Source organism: Candidatus Afararchaeum irisae (assembly GCA_034190545.1).
Taxonomy (GTDB): Archaea; Halobacteriota; Halobacteria; order Halobacteriales; family Afararchaeaceae; genus Afararchaeum; species Afararchaeum irisae.
Genome location: JAXIOF010000095.1, coordinates 1 through 19,075, shown reverse-complemented (window position 1 = coordinate 19,075; position 19,075 = coordinate 1). Strand labels below are relative to the sequence as shown.

General features: G+C 57.6%; 20 protein-coding genes and 1 tRNA gene. 11 read left to right on the top strand and 10 right to left on the bottom strand.

What is annotated here, in order from left to right; genetic code table 11:
• Nucleotides 1-250 (top strand): type II toxin-antitoxin system VapC family toxin (locus SV253_09270; GenBank protein MDY6776241.1); only part of this gene is annotated, 250 nt, incomplete at its 5' end.
• Between the two features lie 22 nt (nucleotides 251-272).
• On the opposite strand, the gene SV253_09265 is transcribed toward SV253_09270, so the two are convergent.
• From SV253_09265 to SV253_09255, 3 genes are all read right to left on the bottom strand, one after another.
• Nucleotides 273-344: transfer RNA gene (locus tag SV253_09265), tRNA-His, on the bottom strand.
• A gap of 66 nt (nucleotides 345-410) precedes the next feature.
• Complete coding sequence (locus tag SV253_09260) at nucleotides 411-2,633, bottom strand: CDC48 family AAA ATPase (protein ID MDY6776240.1); 2,223 nt, start codon at nucleotides 2,631-2,633, stop codon at nucleotides 411-413.
• A gap of 99 nt (nucleotides 2,634-2,732) precedes the next feature.
• The gene (locus tag SV253_09255; protein ID MDY6776239.1) at nucleotides 2,733-3,029 is read right to left on the bottom strand and encodes a ribbon-helix-helix domain-containing protein; all 297 of its coding nucleotides are present in this window, start codon (nucleotides 3,027-3,029) and stop codon (nucleotides 2,733-2,735) included.
• A gap of 87 nt (nucleotides 3,030-3,116) precedes the next feature.
• Between SV253_09255 and SV253_09250 the strand changes: the two genes are divergently transcribed.
• Complete coding sequence (locus SV253_09250; GenBank protein ID MDY6776238.1) at nucleotides 3,117-3,737, top strand: YigZ family protein; 621 nt, start codon at nucleotides 3,117-3,119, stop codon at nucleotides 3,735-3,737.
• Between the two features lie 3 nt (nucleotides 3,738-3,740).
• On the opposite strand, the gene SV253_09245 is transcribed toward SV253_09250, so the two are convergent.
• Together SV253_09245 and SV253_09240 are read right to left on the bottom strand one after the other, a co-directional pair.
• Complete coding sequence (locus SV253_09245; GenBank protein MDY6776237.1) at nucleotides 3,741-4,556, bottom strand: ZIP family metal transporter; 816 nt, start codon at nucleotides 4,554-4,556, stop codon at nucleotides 3,741-3,743.
• Between the two features lie 58 nt (nucleotides 4,557-4,614).
• The gene (locus SV253_09240; GenBank protein ID MDY6776236.1) at nucleotides 4,615-7,173 is read right to left on the bottom strand and encodes an AAA domain-containing protein; all 2,559 of its coding nucleotides are present in this window, start codon (nucleotides 7,171-7,173) and stop codon (nucleotides 4,615-4,617) included.
• Nucleotides 7,174-7,298: 125 nt separating this feature from the next.
• Between SV253_09240 and SV253_09235 the strand changes: the two genes are divergently transcribed.
• The 3 genes from SV253_09235 to SV253_09225 all read left to right on the top strand — a co-directional run bounded on the left by SV253_09235 (nucleotide 7,299) and on the right by SV253_09225 (nucleotide 9,550).
• The gene (locus SV253_09235; GenBank protein ID MDY6776235.1) at nucleotides 7,299-7,802 is read left to right on the top strand and encodes a metallophosphoesterase; all 504 of its coding nucleotides are present in this window, start codon (nucleotides 7,299-7,301) and stop codon (nucleotides 7,800-7,802) included.
• Nucleotides 7,803-7,993: 191 nt separating this feature from the next.
• The gene (locus SV253_09230) at nucleotides 7,994-8,470 is read left to right on the top strand and encodes a redoxin domain-containing protein (GenBank protein MDY6776234.1); all 477 of its coding nucleotides are present in this window, start codon (nucleotides 7,994-7,996) and stop codon (nucleotides 8,468-8,470) included.
• Nucleotides 8,471-8,476: 6 nt separating this feature from the next.
• Nucleotides 8,477-9,550, top strand: coding sequence for a M20/M25/M40 family metallo-hydrolase (locus SV253_09225; protein MDY6776233.1), 1,074 nt, complete (start codon nucleotides 8,477-8,479; stop codon nucleotides 9,548-9,550).
• Here SV253_09225 and SV253_09220 read toward each other — a convergent pair.
• Together SV253_09220 and SV253_09215 are read right to left on the bottom strand one after the other, a co-directional pair.
• Nucleotides 9,540-10,139: an MBL fold metallo-hydrolase gene (locus tag SV253_09220; protein ID MDY6776232.1), complete on the bottom strand. Its 600-nt coding sequence runs from the start codon at nucleotides 10,137-10,139 to the stop codon at nucleotides 9,540-9,542. The genes SV253_09225 and SV253_09220 overlap by 11 nt on opposite strands.
• Before the next feature lies 1 nt (nucleotide 10,140).
• Nucleotides 10,141-11,577 (bottom strand): DUF402 domain-containing protein, encoded by a 1,437-nt coding sequence (locus SV253_09215; protein ID MDY6776231.1) that lies wholly within the window; start codon nucleotides 11,575-11,577, stop codon nucleotides 10,141-10,143.
• A 126-nt stretch (nucleotides 11,578-11,703) separates the two neighbouring features.
• Here SV253_09215 and SV253_09210 point away from each other — a divergent pair, with 126 nt between their 5' ends.
• Nucleotides 11,704-12,054, top strand: a complete 351-nt coding sequence (locus SV253_09210; GenBank protein MDY6776230.1) for a helix-turn-helix domain-containing protein — start codon at nucleotides 11,704-11,706, stop codon at nucleotides 12,052-12,054.
• 10 nt (nucleotides 12,055-12,064) lie between these two features.
• On the opposite strand, the gene SV253_09205 is transcribed toward SV253_09210, so the two are convergent.
• The 3 genes from SV253_09205 to SV253_09195 form a co-directional block, all read right to left on the bottom strand.
• Nucleotides 12,065-14,341: a cation-translocating P-type ATPase gene (locus SV253_09205; protein MDY6776229.1), complete on the bottom strand. Its 2,277-nt coding sequence runs from the start codon at nucleotides 14,339-14,341 to the stop codon at nucleotides 12,065-12,067.
• Nucleotides 14,342-14,440: 99 nt separating this feature from the next.
• Nucleotides 14,441-15,250, bottom strand: a complete 810-nt coding sequence (locus SV253_09200) for a sulfite exporter TauE/SafE family protein (GenBank protein ID MDY6776228.1) — start codon at nucleotides 15,248-15,250, stop codon at nucleotides 14,441-14,443.
• Between the two features lie 57 nt (nucleotides 15,251-15,307).
• On the bottom strand, nucleotides 15,308-15,496 hold the full coding sequence (locus tag SV253_09195) for a hypothetical protein (protein MDY6776227.1): 189 nt from the start codon (nucleotides 15,494-15,496) through the stop codon (nucleotides 15,308-15,310).
• Nucleotides 15,497-15,635: 139 nt separating this feature from the next.
• Here SV253_09195 and SV253_09190 point away from each other — a divergent pair, with 139 nt between their 5' ends.
• From SV253_09190 to SV253_09170, 5 genes are all read left to right on the top strand, one after another.
• On the top strand, nucleotides 15,636-15,794 hold the full coding sequence (locus tag SV253_09190; protein MDY6776226.1) for a hypothetical protein: 159 nt from the start codon (nucleotides 15,636-15,638) through the stop codon (nucleotides 15,792-15,794).
• Between the two features lie 6 nt (nucleotides 15,795-15,800).
• On the top strand, nucleotides 15,801-16,316 hold the full coding sequence (locus SV253_09185) for a cytochrome c oxidase subunit II (GenBank protein ID MDY6776225.1): 516 nt from the start codon (nucleotides 15,801-15,803) through the stop codon (nucleotides 16,314-16,316).
• A 3-nt stretch (nucleotides 16,317-16,319) separates the two neighbouring features.
• Nucleotides 16,320-18,029, top strand: a complete 1,710-nt coding sequence (locus SV253_09180; GenBank protein MDY6776224.1) for a b(o/a)3-type cytochrome-c oxidase subunit 1 — start codon at nucleotides 16,320-16,322, stop codon at nucleotides 18,027-18,029.
• A gap of 185 nt (nucleotides 18,030-18,214) precedes the next feature.
• Nucleotides 18,215-18,706, top strand: a complete 492-nt coding sequence (locus tag SV253_09175; protein ID MDY6776223.1) for a hypothetical protein — start codon at nucleotides 18,215-18,217, stop codon at nucleotides 18,704-18,706.
• Between the two features lie 53 nt (nucleotides 18,707-18,759).
• Nucleotides 18,760-19,005 (top strand): hypothetical protein, encoded by a 246-nt coding sequence (locus SV253_09170; protein MDY6776222.1) that lies wholly within the window; start codon nucleotides 18,760-18,762, stop codon nucleotides 19,003-19,005.
• Nucleotides 19,006-19,075: the final 70 nt, after the last annotated feature.

Genomic DNA, 19,075 nt, shown 5'->3' with positions numbered 1-19,075 from the left:
AATGAATCAACTACTCTCTGCCTTTTTCGAGGAAGCTCTCGAAAACTTCCTCATATTACCTCTCGAAGAGTCTCTTACAGAGTATTCGTTTAGTCTAATTCTTACAGAGGATCTCAGAACACTCGATAGTCTACAGCTCTCTGCAGCACTGACAGTGAATCGAGAAGACCTATGGTTCGTATCCGCGGACAGAGAGCTGAACAGAGTAGCCGAGGCTCAGGGTATCAGTACCCAGAACCCACAGGAGTAGTATTCGACTTCACAAATCAAAGGGCCGGGACCGAGAATTGAACCCGGGTCTTGGCCTCCACAGGGCCAAAGGATAACCACTACCCCATCCCGGCCACTTGCGTTAACAGATAGAGCCGTATGGGATAAAAGAATACCGATAAGCCGCGTACTACAGTAGCCTACCGGAAGCCGATCTGAGACTCACGTCTTCCCGTCACTGCCTGCTTGCTACCCTCGAACTCCTCCTTCATCTGTTCGTAGTACTCACGTATGTCGTCGGTGATCGTCGGACGTACCTTGTTGAGTGCCTCGCGGAAGTGCTCCATCTTTATCTCCTCGGCTTCCTCGTCCTCACGGAGTGCTATGAGTGCCGCCTCCCTCGCTATCGCCTCTATGTCACTACCCACGTATCCGTCGGTGAGTCCCGCGAGATCTTCGAGGTCGACGTCGTCGGAGAGCGGAGAGTCGCGTGTGTGTATGTTGAAGATCTCCTTCCTTCCGTCGGCGTCGGGCGATCCGAGGAGTACGAGCCTGTCGAACCTCCCCGACCGCAGTAGCGCGGGATCGATCATGTCGGGACGGTTGGTAGCCGCGATCACCATGACGTCCTCAAGCTCTTCGAGTCCGTCGAGCTCCGTCAGAAGCTGGTTGACGACGCGTTCGCTGACCTTGGTGCCCGTGTCGGTCTGACGCGACGGCGCGAGCGAGTCGAGTTCGTCGAAGAAGATGACACACGGTGCTACCTGGCGTGCCTTCCTGAATGTCTGACGTATAGCCTTCTCCGACTCACCCACCCATTTCGAGAGTAGCTGAGGACCCCGTACCGAGATGAAGTTCGCCCCCGTCTCGTTGGCGACAGCCTTCGCTATGAGTGTCTTACCCGTACCGGGCGGTCCGTAGAGGAGAATCCCCTTCGGCGGGTTGATACCCATCCTCTCGAACTTCTCGGGCGAGTTGAGAGGCCACTCTATAGCCTCCTTGACCTCCCTTCTCGGTTCCTGGAGACCTCCGACCTGATCCCACGTCACCTCGGGAAGCTCGACCATCACCTCCCTCATCGCACTCGGCTCTATCTCCTTGAGCGCGCCCTTGAAGTCGTCGGACTTGACGACCATCCTGTCTATGAGCTCGGGAGGGAGCTCCTCGGCTTCGAGGTCTATCTTGGGGAGGTAACGCCGGAGTGACTTCATCGCGCCCTCCTTCGCGAGAGACTCTATGTCCGCCCCTACGAAGCCGTGTGTGTCGTCGGCGAACTCGTCGAGGTCGAAGTCGTCGGAGAGAGGCATTCCCCGGGTATGTATCTGGAGTATCTCCTTCCTGTCCTCGTGTCCCGGGACTCCGATCTCTATCTCACGGTCGAACCTTCCGGGACGTCGGAGAGCGGGGTCTATCGAGTCGACACGGTTGGTCGCTCCTATCACGACTACCTGTCCCCTCTCCTCTAAGCCGTCCATCATCGTGAGAAGCTGTGCGACGACACGTCTCTCGACCTCTCCCGTGACCTCCTCCCTCTTCGGGGCTATCGAGTCGAGTTCGTCTATGAAGATTATCGAGGGCGACTCCTCGCGCGCCTCCTCGAATATCTCTCTTAGCTGCTGTTCCGACTCACCGTAGTACTTCGAGATTATCTCGGGTCCCGCTATCGAGAAGAACTCCGCGCCCGTCTCGTTGGCGACAGCCTTCGCCATCAGTGTCTTTCCGGTACCCGGCGGACCGTGTAGTAAAACACCCTTCGGCGGCTCGACTCCGAGCTTCTGGAATATCTGAGGATGTTTCATCGGGAGCTCTATCATCTCCCTCACGCGCTGTATCTCCTCGCTCAGACCTCCTATGTCCTCGTAGGTGATTCCGCTCGCGCGCGACTCGAATCCGTGGACGGGCTTCTCCCTCAGCTCTATCTCGGTGTCCTCGGTGATCATCACGATACCTTCGGGCTCCGTCTCGACGGCTATGAGAGGGACAGCCTGCCCCGGCGAGCTCATGAAGGGATGGTTCGTCGAGCTCATAACCGGAACTACGTCGTCCTCAACGACGGGACGTTTGAGTATCTGTCTCTTCACCATCCCCGAGGCGTCGCTTCCGAACTGGACACTCGCTTCCTCGGGCGGCGCGAGAACCACCTTGTCGGCGTCCTCCGTCTCAGCCTTACGTATACTGACACGCTCACCTATGCCGACGTCGGCGTTCTGACGCGTGAATCCGTCTATACGTACCGAGTCGGTGTTCCAGTCCTGACGGTCGGCACGCCAGACCTTCGCCGCCGTGGTGTCGTTGCCCTCTATCTCGATTATGTCTCCCGGGCTTAGCTTGAGATGTAGCAGAGTATCCGGATCGAGACGAGCAATTCCTCTCCCCGAGTCGTTAGGGTATGCCTTCTCGACTTCTAGACGTACTTCGTTCATAATAACGTGGGTATGTTTGACATAGTCGCGCGAGGGTCAAATGTCTTCGGTTTTAACACCATCAGTCGTCGCCCGGCTTGTAAGCTCCATTCCCAGTTCTCACTCGGTGTCATCTGAACCGTCGGTTTCGCCCCGGATTTCGTCGCTACTGTAGGTATGTCCTTCCCCGGTTCGTCGCTGGTGTTCGCTGAGAGCGATGTCTTTCCAGCCTGCGCGTGAGAACTCGGGATGCATCACAGCGTCACGGAGTGCCCAACGTATGAACTCACTCCGTGACGGGAAGTCCTCAGCGCGCCAAGTCGCATCGAGGTCGTCGAGAAAAGCCTGAGGAATCTTCAAGGTAATAGTCGTCATCTCGGGATCCCCTCGGTCTGGGTTGGCGTCGGCGTTAGACATACCAGAGTATTACGAGCGTATTATATTAAGACTTGTCCGTCGTGTGAACGGACAGATCTTAGTTCGAAGCCTCGAAATAAAGAAAAGATGACCTACACGACGGTAGGAGACGACACGGTCGCCTCGTCTTTCGAGGTGGACGGATCGGAGTTCATAGGACACGTCTCGCGTGCCGAGACTGTCGACTCCGCCGAGGAGTTCGTCGAGACGGTCGAGGAGAGACATCCCGACGCGACACACAACGTCTCGGCGTACCGTGTCGATCCGAACGATCCCGTCCGTGAGAAGTACGACGACGACGGCGAGCCCTCGGGTTCTGCGGGAAAGCCCGTCCTCAACGTCCTCCAAAAAGAGGATCTACGTAACGTCGTCGCTGTGGTCACGAGGTACTACGGAGGAACCAAGTTAGGATACGGCGGTCTCGTGAGGGCGTACACCAAGGCAGTCAAGGACAGTCTCGAAAAAGCCGACACAGTCGACGAAAAGCCGCGTCAGACAGCCGTCGTTGAGGTCGGATACGACGACTTGGGAGACGTCAACTCTGTTCTCGACTCGTCGGGGTTCGACTCCGACTACGAAGCCGAGTACGCCGAGACGGTGACCTTCGAGGTTCGCGTCCCCGTTGAGTCGACCGAGGAACTCTACGACCGTCTGAGGTCAGCCACGAGCGGGCGCGTCAAGATAGAGGTTAGAAGTGGAAGTCGATAAGATTTAGCCTAAGACGAGACGTCCGAGTAGGACGACGACTCCTCCTATAACTGTGCTTATCAGGGCGTGGTCACGTAGCTTGTCGAGGTACTCGTGTCCCTTTCCGCGTGCTGCGGCGACCTCGTATATCTCGCCCTCCGTCTCACACGGTGGGAGGAAGTCCATCGCTGCGTGTAGGAATATCCCCGAGGCGAAGCCGAAGACGAGACCGTTTACCTCGGGTATGTTAGGCAGACTGAGAAAGCCCGATATTATTCCGGCTATTCCGACCCCCGACGCCGGAAGCATCAGAGCCGAGACTGGGAGATCCGCCTCCCTCAGACGGTGGGCGACCGCATACCCCGCGGGACCCTTGTGTGAGACTATCGAGAGACCCAGGAGAGGTCCGAGGGACGGCATGTTTCCGTAGACTATGCCTATTATGACGCCCGCCGAGACCGAATGCACCGAGATCTCTGCTGTAGTGCGTTCGACGGGTAGGTCGACGTGGGCGAGCCTGTGTCTTATGTTGTGCCCCGCGTAGCCGCCGATTATTCCGGAGGCAATTCCGATACCTCCGTAGATGGGGTCGTGGTTTATAGCCGACGAGACAAGGAATATCGACGCACTCGTGACCATCGCTCCTCCTGAGAGCCCATAACCCCAGACCAAGTTCATGGGATCTGTGGTGTCGCTCCTCTCGGATATGAAGCCGCCGACCACCATTATTCCGAAGGCTACCCACGAAATTCCTATCAGCTTCCACATCCCGCTCGCGGCTCCGAGAGCCGACAGAGCCACAAGGCTTACGAGTCCTATGTATCCGAGTCTCGATCTCATTTTATATTAAATTACTCTACAGATATAATAAGAATTACGGTACGGAGTCTGAGACCTATTAATCTGAGTAAGACCTGTCCGCCCACTCGACCATGCGTGAGTAGAGACCGTCGTCACGCAGAGCCGACTCGTCGCCGACTAGGACGAGCGACTTCTTCGCACGTGTCAGAGCTACGTTGAGACGTCTGTAGTCATCGAAGACTGGGCTTTCGAGGCTCCCCGTCGCGACGAAAGAGACGACGACGACTTCCTTGCTCGAACCCTGGAACCTGTCGACTGTGTCGACTGCTACCGAGCCGTCTACCCTGGGTTTTATCGCGGCGACCTGTGCCCTGAAGGGGGCTATCACACCTATGTCGGAACCGTCGACGCCGGCGTCTAAGAGACCGTCGACGATACGCGCTACTTTGTCCGCCTCTTCCGTGTTCGTGTTTCCTTCCTGTTCGCCTTCGACGTTCACGAACGAGACGGGACTCTGTATCTCGTCGGGGAGACTCCCGGGGTCGACACCGTCTATATCTTCGGGCGACTGTGCCGCCACCTCGCGGTGTGCGGGATAAAGACCTCCGTCGTAGAACTCACGTGACGAGTACGCCTGTATCCTCTGTGACATCCTGTACTGGCGGTCGAGCATCACTGTCGCCTCGGGGTACGTCTCGGTTAGACGTTCGAAAGCCGAGGGTGCTCCGTCGGCTGTCACGGGCGGTAGCTGGTGGTGGTCGCCTACGAGGACGAACTTCTCGGCTAAGCTCACGGCTGCGAGCGTCTCGGGTTCGGTAAGCTGAGACGCCTCGTCGACGACTGCGACGTCGAACTCCTGTTCCCTCATAACGCGCGAAGAACACGACGACGTGGTCGCCCCCACGACGTCGGCACGTAGAAGCTCCTCCGCCCTCTCGTCGGGGTCTCCTCTGTGTTCTACCCTGTACTCCGTCATCGAGTCTGTGACTCCCGACTCGGTGCCGAAACGCACGAAGCCGTCGTAGCCCTGTTCCTCGACTGCTTCGAGTACGTTGTCGACGGCGCGGTTGGTGAGTGCCGAGACGAGTACCCTCTGACCGTCTCTCACGAGAGCGCGCACGAGATGTGCTATCGTGTAGGTCTTTCCCGTCCCCGGAGGACCGTGTATTACAGCGAGGTCACGCGCGTTGACGCCCAGGTTGACAGCCTCGTTCTGTCTCTCGTTGTTCGGGACGTACTCCTCCCACGAGTCGTCGAAGCCGGGGTCTGCGTCTCCAAGAAAGACCTTCTTCTTCCTCGGCTCCGACTTGAGGACGAAGTCGTGGAGGGAGTTGAGGAGACGGTCGACGTTTATCTCCGAGGGATAGACGTCTATCCGTCTGAGGTCTACGGGCTCGTCTGTGGTCACGACGACCTCCTCGCCGAGCCTCTCGACACGTCCTATCTCGGCGTCTCCACGTATAGGGTCGCCGTCGCTCGCTAATACGGTGTCACCCTCACGTATCTTCGAGACGCCGTCCGAGAGTCTCTCGGCTCTTAGCTCCCACTTACCCCCTACCTCCGACTTTCCCACGGGTTTGAGGTCGACGAGCGCGCGGTCGTCTTCAGCCCTCTCCTCGGGAGACTGTCTCCAGAGCTTAGCGAACTCGTCGTGTACCGACTGTCTCTCTTTCTCTATGAACGACGTAACCTCCTCGAAGTAATCCCTCTCGTTTTCGGGGAGCGGCTCGCCTATCTTACCCGCCTTCGACTCCTGGTCGAGCTTTCCCGAGACTACCATACATGTGTCTTGCTCGAAACACGAGCTACACCGCAGGTTCGACGTCTCTCCCGTCGGAGACTTGTTCCGTTTCTCGGCGGCGGCTATCTCGTTCCTCGTCCTCACCACAAAGTCGAGAAGTCCCTTCGTGACACGGAAGTCTCTTGCGACGGGCTCGTTGCGTGCGGCGTTTCGCGTGTAGAGGACTGTCGCCGAGTCGACTTCTCTGCCCTTCTCCCTCAGAAGAAGACAGTAAGAAGCCGCCTGTACCTTGTCCTTGAACCGCGCGTCTCCCGAACTGTTCTTCCCCGTCTTTAGCTCGACGGGGGTTCCGCGTCTCACGGCGTCGGATCTCCCCTTGATGCCGAACTTCTCGCTCAGAAGCGTCTTCTCGCTCCTCCACGAGTCGTCGACGAGTGCTGTCTGTTCGAGCCACGACTCTATGCCGCGGGCGTGCTCCTCGACCTCCCGTTTCACCTCTCCCGCGTCACGTCCGAGGAGACCGAGTTCGAGACCGACTTCCTCGACCCTGTCTTCGACTGCGTCTTCGAGATCGACGCCCCTAAGAAGGTCTCCGAAGACTCTGTGTACGACAGTACCACGTATCACCTCGTACTTAAGCGGTACTCCCGTTAGCTTGTTGAGGTAGTAGAGACGCGGACATTCGACCCACGAACGGATATCCGTGACATTGACGAGGTAGTCGGGCTCGACGACGACGTACGAGTCGGTGGTCGTCGTGTATCCGCCTCTTCCGTCTCTCGCTACGTCTGTGACGAGTATCTCGTCGCCCTCCTCGGCTACCCCGGCGGTCTCCGACCAGTCGCCCCTCAGACATAGCCTCTCTCCCTCGACCTCGACAGCTGTGTCTCCGTCGGGTGTCTCGCCCTCACTCACGCTGAGACTCGACAGAGTACCTCGGAGGTCGAAGCTCTCTTGCTTGGGCTTCTCTTCCACGGGAGGCGTAGTGCGCCTTCGGAGAAATAGGTTTAGGTTTACTGTTTGAGAGGAAAACCCTACGTATGGAGAAGGTAGTCATCACATCCGACACACATCTCAGGGAGTACGACCACTCCGTCCCGGTCGACGACGCCGACTACGTCGTCCACGCGGGCGACTTCGTCTCCGAGGAGGTCTACGACGGCTTCGTCTCCGACTCCGACAGCTTAGTGGCTGTACACGGAAACGCCGACGACGACGCCTTAAAGACGAGCCTTCCGAGGAGACGTGTCTTCGAGGTCGAAGGGCTCCGCGTTGGAGTACTCCACGGACACCGTATCTCGTCGTCACACGAACTCGAGTACGCCGGTATGGAGACCGACTCCGACCTCGTAGTCTACGGACACTCCCACACCCCGTCTTTCTCGTCTCGCAGTGTGGATCTTCTCAACCCCGGAAGTCCGACGCGTCCCCGGGGATCGCCTCCCACCTACGCCGAGATAGAAGTAGAAGACGGCGACTACGAGGGCGGGGTCGTGAGTCTCGAAAGCCGAAGCCGTGAGACACTCATAGAGCTCTCGGGCTAAGACCCAACAGAGTTATCTTCCGCCGAGACGTCTACGGAGTATGAACATCATCGACTACGTCGTGATAGGAACAGTCGTCGTAGTCGTTCTCATACTCGGGCTTCTGATACGCCGCGTAGTCGTCGACTTCAAGAGGGGACTCAAGGACTGACCGACCCTAACCCTATGTATCTGTAGCTCGTCTTGGGAGTATGGCAGACTCACCGCCTCAAGAAGGAGACACAGCACCGAGATTCAGAGTACCCATGGCTGACGGAGATGTCGGCGAGTTCGACCTCGAAGACACCGACGGAACTGTCGTCCTCGCCTTCTTCCCCGGTGCTTTCACACCCGTCTGTACCGACGAGATGTGTGAGATGAGGGATTCGCTCTCGGAGTTCGATGATCTCGGAGCCGAAGTCTACGGCGTAAGCGTCGACACGCCCTTCGCTCTCAACGCCTTCCGTGACGAGAACGATCTCAACTTTCCTCTACTCAGTGACTTCGACAAGGAGGTCATAGACGAATACGGCGTCAGGATGGAGGAGCTCGCGGGGCTACACGGCTTAGCTAAGAGGAGCGTCTTCGTTATCGACGACCGAGAGGTAGTATACAGATGGGTCTCGGACGATCCGAGCGTACTACCCGACTTCGACGAGATAAAAGACGCAGTCGAAGAAGCGGGTTAGACCGAGATGGACGAGGTCGAGAGACTCACGAGACGTCTCGTTACCGTCGGTGTTGGAGACGACTGCGGCGAGGAAGAGACGGGCGACTTAGTCGAGTCGTGGCTCAGACGTGAGACAGACGCCGAAGTAGAACGTGACGCAGTCGGAAACGTCATAGCTCGGAAGGGAGAGGGAAGTCCGTCCCTCGGACTCGTCGGACACCATGACGTCGTGCCCCCTGACGAGAGTCAGGTCGAGGACGGAAGCTTCGTCGTCGATAAGAGAGACGGAAGACTCTACGGCAGGGGGACTGCCGACATGAAGGGATCGCTCGCCGCCGCGATGCTCGGATTCGGTGACGCCGATCCGTCCTCCGAGGTTCTCCTGTGTAGCTTCGTCGGAGAGGAGAAAGGCGGCATAGGCGCGAGACACGCAGTAGAGAACGGAGTCTCACCCGACCGCGCTGTCGTCGTCGAGGGCTCGACGGGCTACTCGTCGTCCGGGGTCGTCGACGTCGGAGTCGCCCACAGGGGAAGACGTGAGTGGGAGCTGACTGCGAGAGGAGAGTCGGGACACGCTAGCCAGCCCGACGAGGCTGTCAACGCTGTCTACGAGGCTCTCGCCGGCGTCGAGGAGGTAAGGAACTACGGCTTCGAGACTGTCGAGATCGCGGGTGAGAAGGTATCCGGAACTGCCGCAGTGACACGTATCGAGTCGAACGTTGACGGCGCGTCGAACGTCATACCTGAGACATGTAGGTTCACGGTCGACGAGAGAACCGTGCCGACTGCCGAGGGTCTGGAACCCGTCTCGGGGCTGGAGTCGGACCTCGTCTCGGAGGTTCCACCGATGGAGTGTGACGACGACGACTTCGTCTCGTCGGTTCTCGAAGCAGTCTCCGACTCAGATGAGACGGATCGAGATCCAGACGCAGTCGTCAAGCCCCACGCCACAGACGCAGGCTGGCTATCACGCGCTGGCACAGACTGTGTAGTCTGTGGCGCGGCGGAGAGGGGCGAGGCACACACCTCAGACGAGAGCGTAAGTCTCGATCTCCTGAGAAGATGCCGAAGAATCTACCGTCGGCTCATTAGTACTTAGGCTCACGTCGCTCGGCTCTTTCGAGTGCCCTCTCGACTACCTCACTTATGTCGCCGTGGAACTCGTCGCCGTGTCCCGGATAGAGGCTTTCGGCGGTCTCGGGAAGACGGTCGATCACACGTCTCAGGCTCTCGATCAGAGTCTCACGTGACTGACCCGCCATGTCGGTTCTGCCGAAGCTTCCGTCGTCGTACGCGCCGTCGTTGTAGACGAAGACGTCACCGCTGAAGACAGTCTCCTCACCCACGAAAGTCACGTGGTCATCTGCGTGCCCCGGTGTGTAGACGACCTCGAAGCTCTCGTCGCCTATCTCGACCTCGTCACAGTCTTCGACTTCCTCGGCTCCCGAGTAGTCGTAGGCGTAGAGATCGGCGTCGAACTCCTCTCTTACCTCGGCGAGGTTACCGACATGGTCGGAGTGTCCGTGTGTGAGGTAGACGGAGTCAATGTCGTCAGCGTACTCGCGTATCTTCTCAGTCGCTCCCGGAAACGAGCCCACGTCTACGAGGTCGGTACTACTGTCACCGAGTACGAGGTAGGCGTTCGAGGTGAACACCTCAGCGTCCTCGGCTATATTTACCACGCGCATACTACAGTATGGCTTCTTCACCGTCTTTGATCTTCTCTTCTACTTCCTCGGCGACCTCGACTGCTGTCTCGGCTAACTCCTCCGAGACGTGTCCCTCCTCGACCGACTCGCGCAGAAGAGGCTCGTCGACTGTCTCGACCGTCCCGTCGTTACGTCTCACGACGTCGACGTGGAGATCGACGTATCTAACCCTGTCGGGGAAGACCTCGACCTCCGTGGAGATATTGACGTAGGTTCCCTTCTCGTCGCCGTCTTCGTCTCTGTAGACGGTCGTATAGTAGGGACTTCCCTCGGTGAACCGTGTGACTGCGACGTCTCCCTCCTCTTTCTCGACGTCAAGCTCGTCGTAGTCTCCCCTTGCCGACATCCGTCTCTCGACTACGATGGACTCATCCTCGTATTCGACGGATACCACCTCGGCGTCTCCGAGCTCTATACGTCTGCCGTCGGGCTTTCCGTGTACGATGTTGACCTCGTCGCCCTCTGTGGGTCCGAACGCCTTGACGATCCCCTCGAACGGAAACTCGTCGTGTCTCCCGTGAACAGCCTCGAAGAAGTCGACCGCCGTCGACGCGTCTCTCGACCCTGCCTTTATCCTGTGGTGTCCTTTGGTGGTCGTCGTGACCTCGTGTCTAACCGCGTCGAGTTCGAAACGCGCGTCACGTCCGAGCCAGATCCAGACAGTCTCGGAGTCCGAGGCATAGATCTCAAGGGGCGAAGCGTTCTCGGGCTTCGGAGCCTCCGAGACTGCCGACTCTATCTCCTCCGCCGTCTCGGAGCATCTCCGTATACTGTTGCGTATCTCCTCTATCCCCGCCTCAGCCGCCTCCGACTTCCAGCTCATTCCCCATCCTTCGGGAGGTGACGCAGCCACCATCTCCGCCGTCCTCGAAACCTCGTTGGTCTCACGTCTTGTGAGACCCTCGTACTCCGTCGATCCATCCCTCGAAACCGTGAGTATGCCGTTCTCCGCCTCGACGTCTATACCCGCAGAGACCTCGGTCCTTCTGCGTGACCACGGCGGCTCGGGGTCGACTACAGTTACCCTTATCCTGTCGCCCACGTCTATGTGTTCGTCGGAGTTCGAGTAAGGTAGAAAGCCCTCCCCTCCGTGTAATGAGACTACAGCACCGCTTCTCCGTGTCCTCACGACCTCGGCGTTGTGTATCTCTGTCTCCGACTCGGCTCCTTCCCAGACGAAGACGTCTTCACCAATCTCTGAGACGGTGTCGGCTACCTCGTCGGCACCGTCTCCCGACAGCCTCAGACCCTGTGAGTCGTAGGTAGTCTCGACCGAGACGTCGGGTCGCGCGTCGTCGAAGTCGGCGTCGAACCTCCCGTCTATCGCCTCCGAGACGTCTACTACCTCGTGTCCCTCGTCGAGAAACAGCTTCGTAAGTGCCGTCGCGTATATGCCTCTTACTCGGACTCTCTTCATTGGGTCAGATAAGGCTTCTCACGACTTATGCCAACCGGTGTGTTGTGTCGTGTGTTGTGGTACGCGCCTTGAAAGCCATATACTGACCGTTTAACTCATTACGCCGCCGACTCTACATTTAACGGGATGCCCAACTACAGCCGTACAGGCGCAGGCGTTCAGGACGTCCTCGATGTTCTTACCGACCCCGACTGCCGTGAGATACTCTCGGTCATACGTGAGACTACCGACGGAGGAGCCACGCCGTCGAGTCTCACAGCGGGTGAGATCTCCGACGAGTCGGGAATACCTCTTTCGACGACCTACCGTAAGCTCGACCGTCTAGTCGAAGCATCCGTCGTCGAGGTCGAGATAGACGTCAGGTCTGACGCCAGAAATACACGTGAGTACCACACCGACTTCGAGGGAGTCTGTGTCGAGATAGACGCCGACTCCGACTACGTCTTCGAGACGCGTCTGGTTCACAGCCGCGACTGACACGGCTGAGTCAGTCCATCGAACGTGACGAGTTTACCACGACTATTATCGAACTAGCAGCCATAGCGAGCGCGGCGAACAGCGGATTTATGTAGCCGAGCGCGGCGACGGGTATGGCTATGATGTTGTAGAGGAACGCCCACCCCAGGTTCTGTCTTATCCTCGACCGTGTCGAACGTGTTATCCTGAAGATGCTCGTGAGGTCTTCGAGACTGTCAGTCGTCACGACGGCGTCGGCTGCGTCTGTCGCCGCGGCGGTTCCGCCTCCCATTCCTATTCCGAGGTCGGCTGTGGCGAGAGCGGGAGCGTCGTTGGTTCCGTCGCCGACCATCACGCTCGTTCCGTCGAGTCTCTCGACAGTCTCGACCTTAGCCTCCGGCGGTACTCCCGCGAAGACCTCGTCTATGAAGCCGTGTCTCCTCAGACGGTCGCCCGACGAGTCGCCGGTTATGACGACTATCTCGTGGCTCTCCGACAGATCTGAGAGGACGTCCTTCCAGCCGTCTCTGAGGCTGTCTCCGATCTCTATGACGCCCTTCGACTCGCCGTCCCATCCCACGAATACGGCGACGTTTCCGTTACTCTCGACCTCGTCGGCGCGGCTGTTATCCTCGTCCCTTATCTCCCAGCCGAGGCTTCCGAAGAGGTCCTGGCTTCCCGCCGCGACCCTCTCCGTGTCGACGACACCGCTGACCCCCTCGCCCGGGTGACGCTCGAAGGAGTCCGCCTCGACGTCTCTCTTCGGCTTACTGTGTTCGGTGACCGCCTCGGCTATCGGATGTTCGGAGAACTGTTCTACACTCGACGCCCTCTCGGCTACCTCGTCGGGGCTGTCGGCGTGGACGTCGGCGACAGTCATCTCTCCCGTCGTGAGAGTACCCGTCTTGTCGAAGGCTACGACGTCCGCCTCGTCCGCGTCCTCGAAGACGGAGCCGTCTGCTATCACTATTCCCTTGTCGAGTGACTCACGTACTCCCGACGCGACCGCGAGCGGCGTGGCGAGACCGAGTGCACACGGACAAGAGACGACGAGTACTGCGAGAGACGTCAGGAAGGCGGAGGTCGGAGCCGATCTCATCACGATGTTGGCTACGAAGACGACGACGGCTATAGTCACGACGAGAGGCACGAAGACGGCGGCTATCTTGTCGGCGAGCCTCTGGACGCCTGTGCGTGACGACTGTATGTCCCAGAGTAGGTTGACGAGTCTGTCGAGTGTGCTCGTGACATCGTCTCCGACCTCGACTACGAGGCTTGCGTCTGTCACTACGGCACCTCCGACGACCTCGTCACCCACCGACTTCGTGACGGGAACCGACTCCCCCGTGATGAGCGACTCGTCTACCGCCGCGACCCCCTCGGAGACGACCCCGTCGACGGGTATTCTCTCTCCCGGCTTGACGACGACTTGGTCGCCGGGTTCGAGTTCGTCGACGTTTACTTTCTCCTGGTCGCCGTCTCTCCTCAGAGTCGCCTCGTTGACCTGTATCGAGGTGAGATCCGAGAGACCCTCGACCGCTCTCTTCTTCACAGTGTCCTCGTAGTAGTTGCCTACCATTACGGCGAGTGTGATAGTAACCGAGATGTCGAAGTAGAGGTCTGTGCCGCCTAAGAGGAGACGGATACTGCTGAAGACGTAAGCGTTCACGGCTGCGAGAGCGACTAAGAGATCCATGTTGGGCTGTCCCGCCTTGAGGCTGACGTATGCCCCTCTGAGTATCGGGAATCCCGTGTAGAAGAGGACGACCGAGGTCATCACCCAGAGATTCCCGAGTAAGTAGGTTCCCGCGCTAGTGTCTAAGCTCTCCAAGAGGAGGGAGTCGAGACCGAGGTACTTGGGGTAGAGGAAGAGGACGTAGCTCATCATCACGAGCATTCCGAAGAAGCCTCCGACCAAGAGACGTCCCAGGAGTGTCGTCCTCTCGTCTTCCCTGACCTCCTCGTCCTGTCTCCGAGCCGTGTACCCCATCCCGGTTATGGCTCCGGGGAGATCGTCGGGAGTGACCTCGTCGGGGTCGTAGCTCATCTTCACCATGTCGGTGGCGTAGCTCGCCTCGGCTGTCTTGACTCCCTCCTTCTCGACCGCGTTCGACTCTATGAACGCCTCACACGCCGAACAGTGCATGCCCTCGACAGAGAGGAACTCGGTCTCGGCTCCTTCGATACCGTCAGGCTCGTCGTCGACTAGCTCTTCGCTCGCCTCGTCGGGGTCGACGTCTCCGAGAGCCTTGTAGACTTCGAGACAGCCGCGGCAGCAGAACTCGCCCTCCGTCTCGTCGTCGGTCACCGGAGGCTCCGGAGTCGGAAGGTCACAGAGTGTACATCTACACGAGTTGGAGTCTTCTTCTGTCTCTGTCTTTACTTTCGAGATATTACCACCTTTAGCTTAGTTTAGAATCGGCTCACACAGCTTTCTGAACCTCTGGAGAGGCTGATAGAACGGCGGCATCACGCTCGGGAGGCTGATACCTATCGCGCTCAGACCCATCGAGAAGGTCATGTATCCGAGTACTATGAAGACGACGCCGAGAACCCTGTGGAGGCTCGCGCGTCTCTCGGCACCGAGCGACTGGAAGAAGGTTCCGTAGACGAAGAGTGTCGGGAATGTTCCGAGTCCGAGAACAGCGAGGTATACGAAGCCCTCGACGGGTGATCCCGTTCCGAATGCGTAGAAGTAGGCGGGATAGATTATGGGACACGGAAGCAGACCGTGTAACATACCTAAGACGAGTATGCCGGGTCCCTGTACCCTCTCGTCTATACGTTCCTTGAGAGCCCCGAGTGCGCGTCCTATGACGCCTCCGGTAGTCGATGTCACGTCGAAGCTTCCTCCCGACCCTCCTACGACGTAGCTCACACCTGAGACTGCGATCAGAACTCCTATTCCGACACCCGTCGCTGCCTGAAACCACTCGCCTATGTCGGCTATCTCGCCGAACGAGAAGAAAACGGTGCCGAGAACACCCATCGCCGCACCGATAAGGGCGTAGCTAACCGTACGTCCGAGGTTAAACAGAGCGTGCTGACGTATCTCGTAGAAGGTCAGAGCGTCGTGGCTCTTCTTCTCGTCTATCCTCGACGAGTACAGCATCACGAGGGGTCCACACATACCTAGACAGTGTGCACCACCCAGGAGTCCTATGAGAAAGAAGAGCGCTAAGCCGACGCCGTCAGACCCTATTGTGAGTCCTAGCATCAGGCTTTCTCGGTAGGACTGCTATGGTTATGAAGAAAGCGCACTTCTCGTCTTATCTTAGTGCGTCGAGAGACCCTTCTTCTCTGCCTCTGTGGGACCGAACATCAGGTAGAGGCTGAGTCCCGTGAGAAGTACGCTGACTGTCGAGAGGTATGTAGCAGGACTCGACGTGCCTGTTGCGTATGCTATGCCTAACAGAGCCGCAGCTACTGGCGCGAGTGCAGCCACTATACGTGCACTTACCATGTTTACTAGTTAGAGTCGGGTGTCATATACTTAAGCATTTTTCCCAGCCTCTGAAAACAGACTAGAGGATTTAAGTATCAGTTAGTCAAAGACTAGATATGCGGCTGCACAGACGCAAGTACAGTTTGGGGGTGGTATCGTGAGCTCGGAGGAGATCGAACGCGAGCTGGGACACGACGACTTCACGCCATCAGGCACAGCAACGCTCGTAGCAATATACTTCTTAATACTGGTCTTCCTCTGGATCTGGGTGTACTTCCTGGAGTTCCTCGGAAGACCCTCAGTAATAGGAGCGTGATAACACATGGATATACACAAGTATGAGAAAATATGGCTCGCGGTCGCACTCGTCTTCATAGTCGGTCTCGTAGCCACCGTTACGTACGGCGCGCTCGGTCCGGGTATCAAGATGGTGAGTGACAACGGAGGAACCATCAGTCCCGCGAATGTCACACAGAGTGAGAGGTTCTCGGCACAGGGACGCGGTGTACATAAGGTGGGACCTAACCACTACGAGGTCAACGTCCTCGCGAGACAGTTCCTCTTTATGCCGGGTACGACACAGCCCATAACAGTACCGACCGACTCGAAGATTACGTTCTACTACACGAGCGCCGACGTCATACACGGCTTCGAGATAGTCGGAACTAACGTTAACACGATGGTAATACCCGGACAGGTAGGAAAGATGACGACAAGGTTCGAAGAGCCTGGAGAGTATGGCATAATATGTAACGAGTACTGCGGCTCGGGACACCACACGATGGAGGGTAAGCTAAACGTGGTTCCCAAGTCGGAGTTCAACGCATCGGAGGTATAAAGTATGGCAACAGGACAGAACGAACTCTTCAAGGACAAGTTCCCTACAGAGGCTAAGGCAGTCCGTCGAATCTTCGTGGTCGGAGTAATCACCCTGGGGATAGGAGCCATAATGGGCGTTCTCCAGGTGCTGCACAGGACAGATAAGCTAAGAATAATATCGTCGGGAGACTACTACACCTACCTGACGATCCACGGCGTCAACATGGTGATCTTCTGGGCGATACTCGCTATACTCGGCACTTTCACGTGGGCGGTTCCGAGGAGCCTAGACAGGTCACTCGGTAATCCCAAGTTCACGTGCGGCTGGATCAGACTCGGTCTGATCGGAATAATACTCGCCGAGATAGCGATGTTCGCGGGATTCATCAAGGGTGACGTCCCGATACTCGGCAACATGCAGGCGGACGTCCTCTACACCTTCTACGCCCCGCTCAAGGCACATCCCATATTCTACATAGGCCTAGCGCTGTATGTCATAGCGAGCTGGCTAGCCGGATTCGACTACTTCACGGCACTCTGGGACTGGAAGAAGGACAACCCCGACGAGCGCATACCCCTCCAGACGTTTATCGCTGTCACGACGATGATGTTCTGGCAGCTCGCGTCTCTCGGTATCGCGATCGAGGTTCTCTTCTTCCTCCTCCCGTGGTCGCTCGGGATCATACCACAGGTCGACCCGCTTCTGACACGTACCCTGTTCTGGATGACCGGGCATCCTATCGTCTACTTCTGGCTGATGCCCGCGTACCTCGCGTGGTACACCGTACTTCCGAAGCTGTCGGGAGGACGTCTCTTCAGCGATCCGCTCGCAAGGGTCGTATTCATACTCTTCCTTCTCCTTTCGTCACCCGTCGGATTCCACCATCAGTACATGGATCCGGGTGTTCCGAACGGCTTCAAGTACGTAGTGATGTCTAACACGATGTTCCTCCTCCTCCCGAGCCTCCTCACCGCCTTCACCGCGGTGGCGAGCATGGAGCACGGAGCGAGACAGCGTGGCGGAACCGGAAGACTCGGCTGGCTCAAGGCACTTCCGTGGGAGAAGCCTCAGTTCTCCGCGATGGCATTCGCCGGACTCTTCTTCGCGGCGGGTGGATTCAGCGGAATGGTCAACGCCGCGCTCAACCTCAACTACCTCGTTCACAACACGCTCTGGGTACCCGGACATTTCCATCTCACAGTCGGTAGTGCGGTCACGCTCACGATGATGGGACTCATCTACTGGCTCTTCCCACAGCTCACGGGCAAGGATCTCAGCCTCAAGGGTCTCGCCATGGTTCAGCCCTACCTCTGGTTCATAGGAATGACCTTCATGTCGAACGCGATGCACCGTGCTGGACTCGCCGGAGTTCCGAGGAGAACCGCCGAGCCGACTTACAGGCTCTTCGACTTCCACGCCGTTCTCGGAAACATGAGTGAGATCAGATGGCAGCTAGCGATAGGAGGAGTATTCCTCTTCATCTCAGCGTTCGCGTTCATAGCTGTCCTTGTAGCTTCGGTCTTCGCGGGAAGTAGGATAGACGCCGCTCAGCACGACTTCACGATTCCCGAGCCCCTGTCGGGTCCCGAGGACGGTCCTCTCATACTCGACAACCTCAAGCTCTGGGGAGCAATAGCAGTCGTACTCGTCCTACTCGCCTACGGAGTACCGCTGATGAGCTGGGTAACAGACGGACCGCTCCAGCCTGGAGCAATCCCGGTCAGACCATAGCTTAACCGGTCTTATCCGTACTTTTTTCGACACATACTACAGAAGCGAAGTCGAGTCACAGAGCTATACAGCCGTTTGCGTTGTGACAATGCTTAATAATAAAGCGAGCAAAGTGTTACTATGAACGTAGTAGGATCAACGGAAAGAATCAACCAGGTTTTCTGTCAACAGGAGCTGAGGGATCTATGAAGAGAAGAAACCTGATACGTCTAATGATAGGACTCGGTATAGGAATCCCCATACTCACCGAGATACTCACATTCTCAGGACTCATCGGCAAGCATTTCTTTGACATACCGTGGCTGGAGGAGGAGGGTGAGGAACAACGCCTAGTCGGAATAGGAGACGAGGTTCTGACCGAGACACCACAGACCGAGACTCTGGAGTCGGGAGTTATCGAGAGAGGTGAGGATACGTGGAGCCTCACCATTACTGTCGCCGTCGACAACCCGACACAGGACGACTACGAACTCACCCTGGGCAACGTGGTCGCAGACGGACAGGAGTCTCAGGGTGGCGACTCGGTGACTGTGCCTCCTGGTGAGTCACGAGAGGTAACCTCGACGTGGGAGATACCGAGAGGTTCGACCCCCACTCAGATGGACGTCACGGCTCGCGCTGACGGTGAGACAGTCGAGAGGACTGTGCAGCTCGGTAAGATCCCTGTAAGGGGATAGGAAAACTCATCGTATTCGACAGCCCTATGCGTCATCCTAACGTATAGACATCTATGTCGACAATGAATCAGTCCTCGAAGAACGTGCTCGTGGTTCTCCTACAGGGAGTCGTCATATTCTTCAGTCTCGGAATACTTCTCGACCTCCTAAATCTCATGTCGTCGAACTCCGTGGCTCTTTCCGCCGTCATCGTGGCTGCGTACTACGTCTATGAGGGAAGACAGAGAGACAGCAGTCTGCTTCTCGGAACCGGGGCTGTTCTCGTAGTCGTCAACGCCGTCTCGGTAGCCGTCTTCTGAGGCTCCACTTCATTTTCAGCACAAGATAGCGCGGAGCCCCCTTCCTCAACGAGCAGCGCAGAGAGCCCAG

Excerpts from the sequence above, each read along its gene's own strand:
- SV253_09245 (MDY6776237.1), bottom strand. The coding sequence starts at position 4,556 with ATGAGATCGAGACTCGGATACATAGGACTCGTAAGCCTTGTGGCTCTG.
- SV253_09170 (MDY6776222.1), top strand. The coding sequence starts at position 18,760 with ATGTCGACAATGAATCAGTCCTCGAAGAACGTGCTCGTGGTTCTCCTA.
- SV253_09180 (MDY6776224.1), top strand. The coding sequence starts at position 16,320 with ATGGCAACAGGACAGAACGAACTCTTCAAGGACAAGTTCCCTACAGAG.
- SV253_09220 (MDY6776232.1), bottom strand. The coding sequence starts at position 10,139 with ATGCGCGTGGTAAATATAGCCGAGGACGCTGAGGTGTTCACCTCGAAC.
- SV253_09225 (MDY6776233.1), top strand. The coding sequence starts at position 8,477 with ATGGACGAGGTCGAGAGACTCACGAGACGTCTCGTTACCGTCGGTGTT.
- SV253_09185 (MDY6776225.1), top strand. The coding sequence starts at position 15,801 with ATGGATATACACAAGTATGAGAAAATATGGCTCGCGGTCGCACTCGTC.
- SV253_09210 (MDY6776230.1), top strand. The coding sequence starts at position 11,704 with ATGCCCAACTACAGCCGTACAGGCGCAGGCGTTCAGGACGTCCTCGAT.
- SV253_09195 (MDY6776227.1), bottom strand. The coding sequence starts at position 15,496 with ATGGTAAGTGCACGTATAGTGGCTGCACTCGCGCCAGTAGCTGCGGCT.
- SV253_09175 (MDY6776223.1), top strand. The coding sequence starts at position 18,215 with ATGAAGAGAAGAAACCTGATACGTCTAATGATAGGACTCGGTATAGGA.
- SV253_09260 (MDY6776240.1), bottom strand. The coding sequence starts at position 2,633 with ATGAACGAAGTACGTCTAGAAGTCGAGAAGGCATACCCTAACGACTCG.
- SV253_09250 (MDY6776238.1), top strand. The coding sequence starts at position 3,117 with ATGACCTACACGACGGTAGGAGACGACACGGTCGCCTCGTCTTTCGAG.
- SV253_09215 (MDY6776231.1), bottom strand. The coding sequence starts at position 11,577 with ATGAAGAGAGTCCGAGTAAGAGGCATATACGCGACGGCACTTACGAAG.
- SV253_09235 (MDY6776235.1), top strand. The coding sequence starts at position 7,299 with ATGGAGAAGGTAGTCATCACATCCGACACACATCTCAGGGAGTACGAC.
- SV253_09255 (MDY6776239.1), bottom strand. The coding sequence starts at position 3,029 with ATGTCTAACGCCGACGCCAACCCAGACCGAGGGGATCCCGAGATGACG.
- SV253_09230 (MDY6776234.1), top strand. The coding sequence starts at position 7,994 with ATGGCAGACTCACCGCCTCAAGAAGGAGACACAGCACCGAGATTCAGA.
- SV253_09200 (MDY6776228.1), bottom strand. The coding sequence starts at position 15,250 with ATGCTAGGACTCACAATAGGGTCTGACGGCGTCGGCTTAGCGCTCTTC.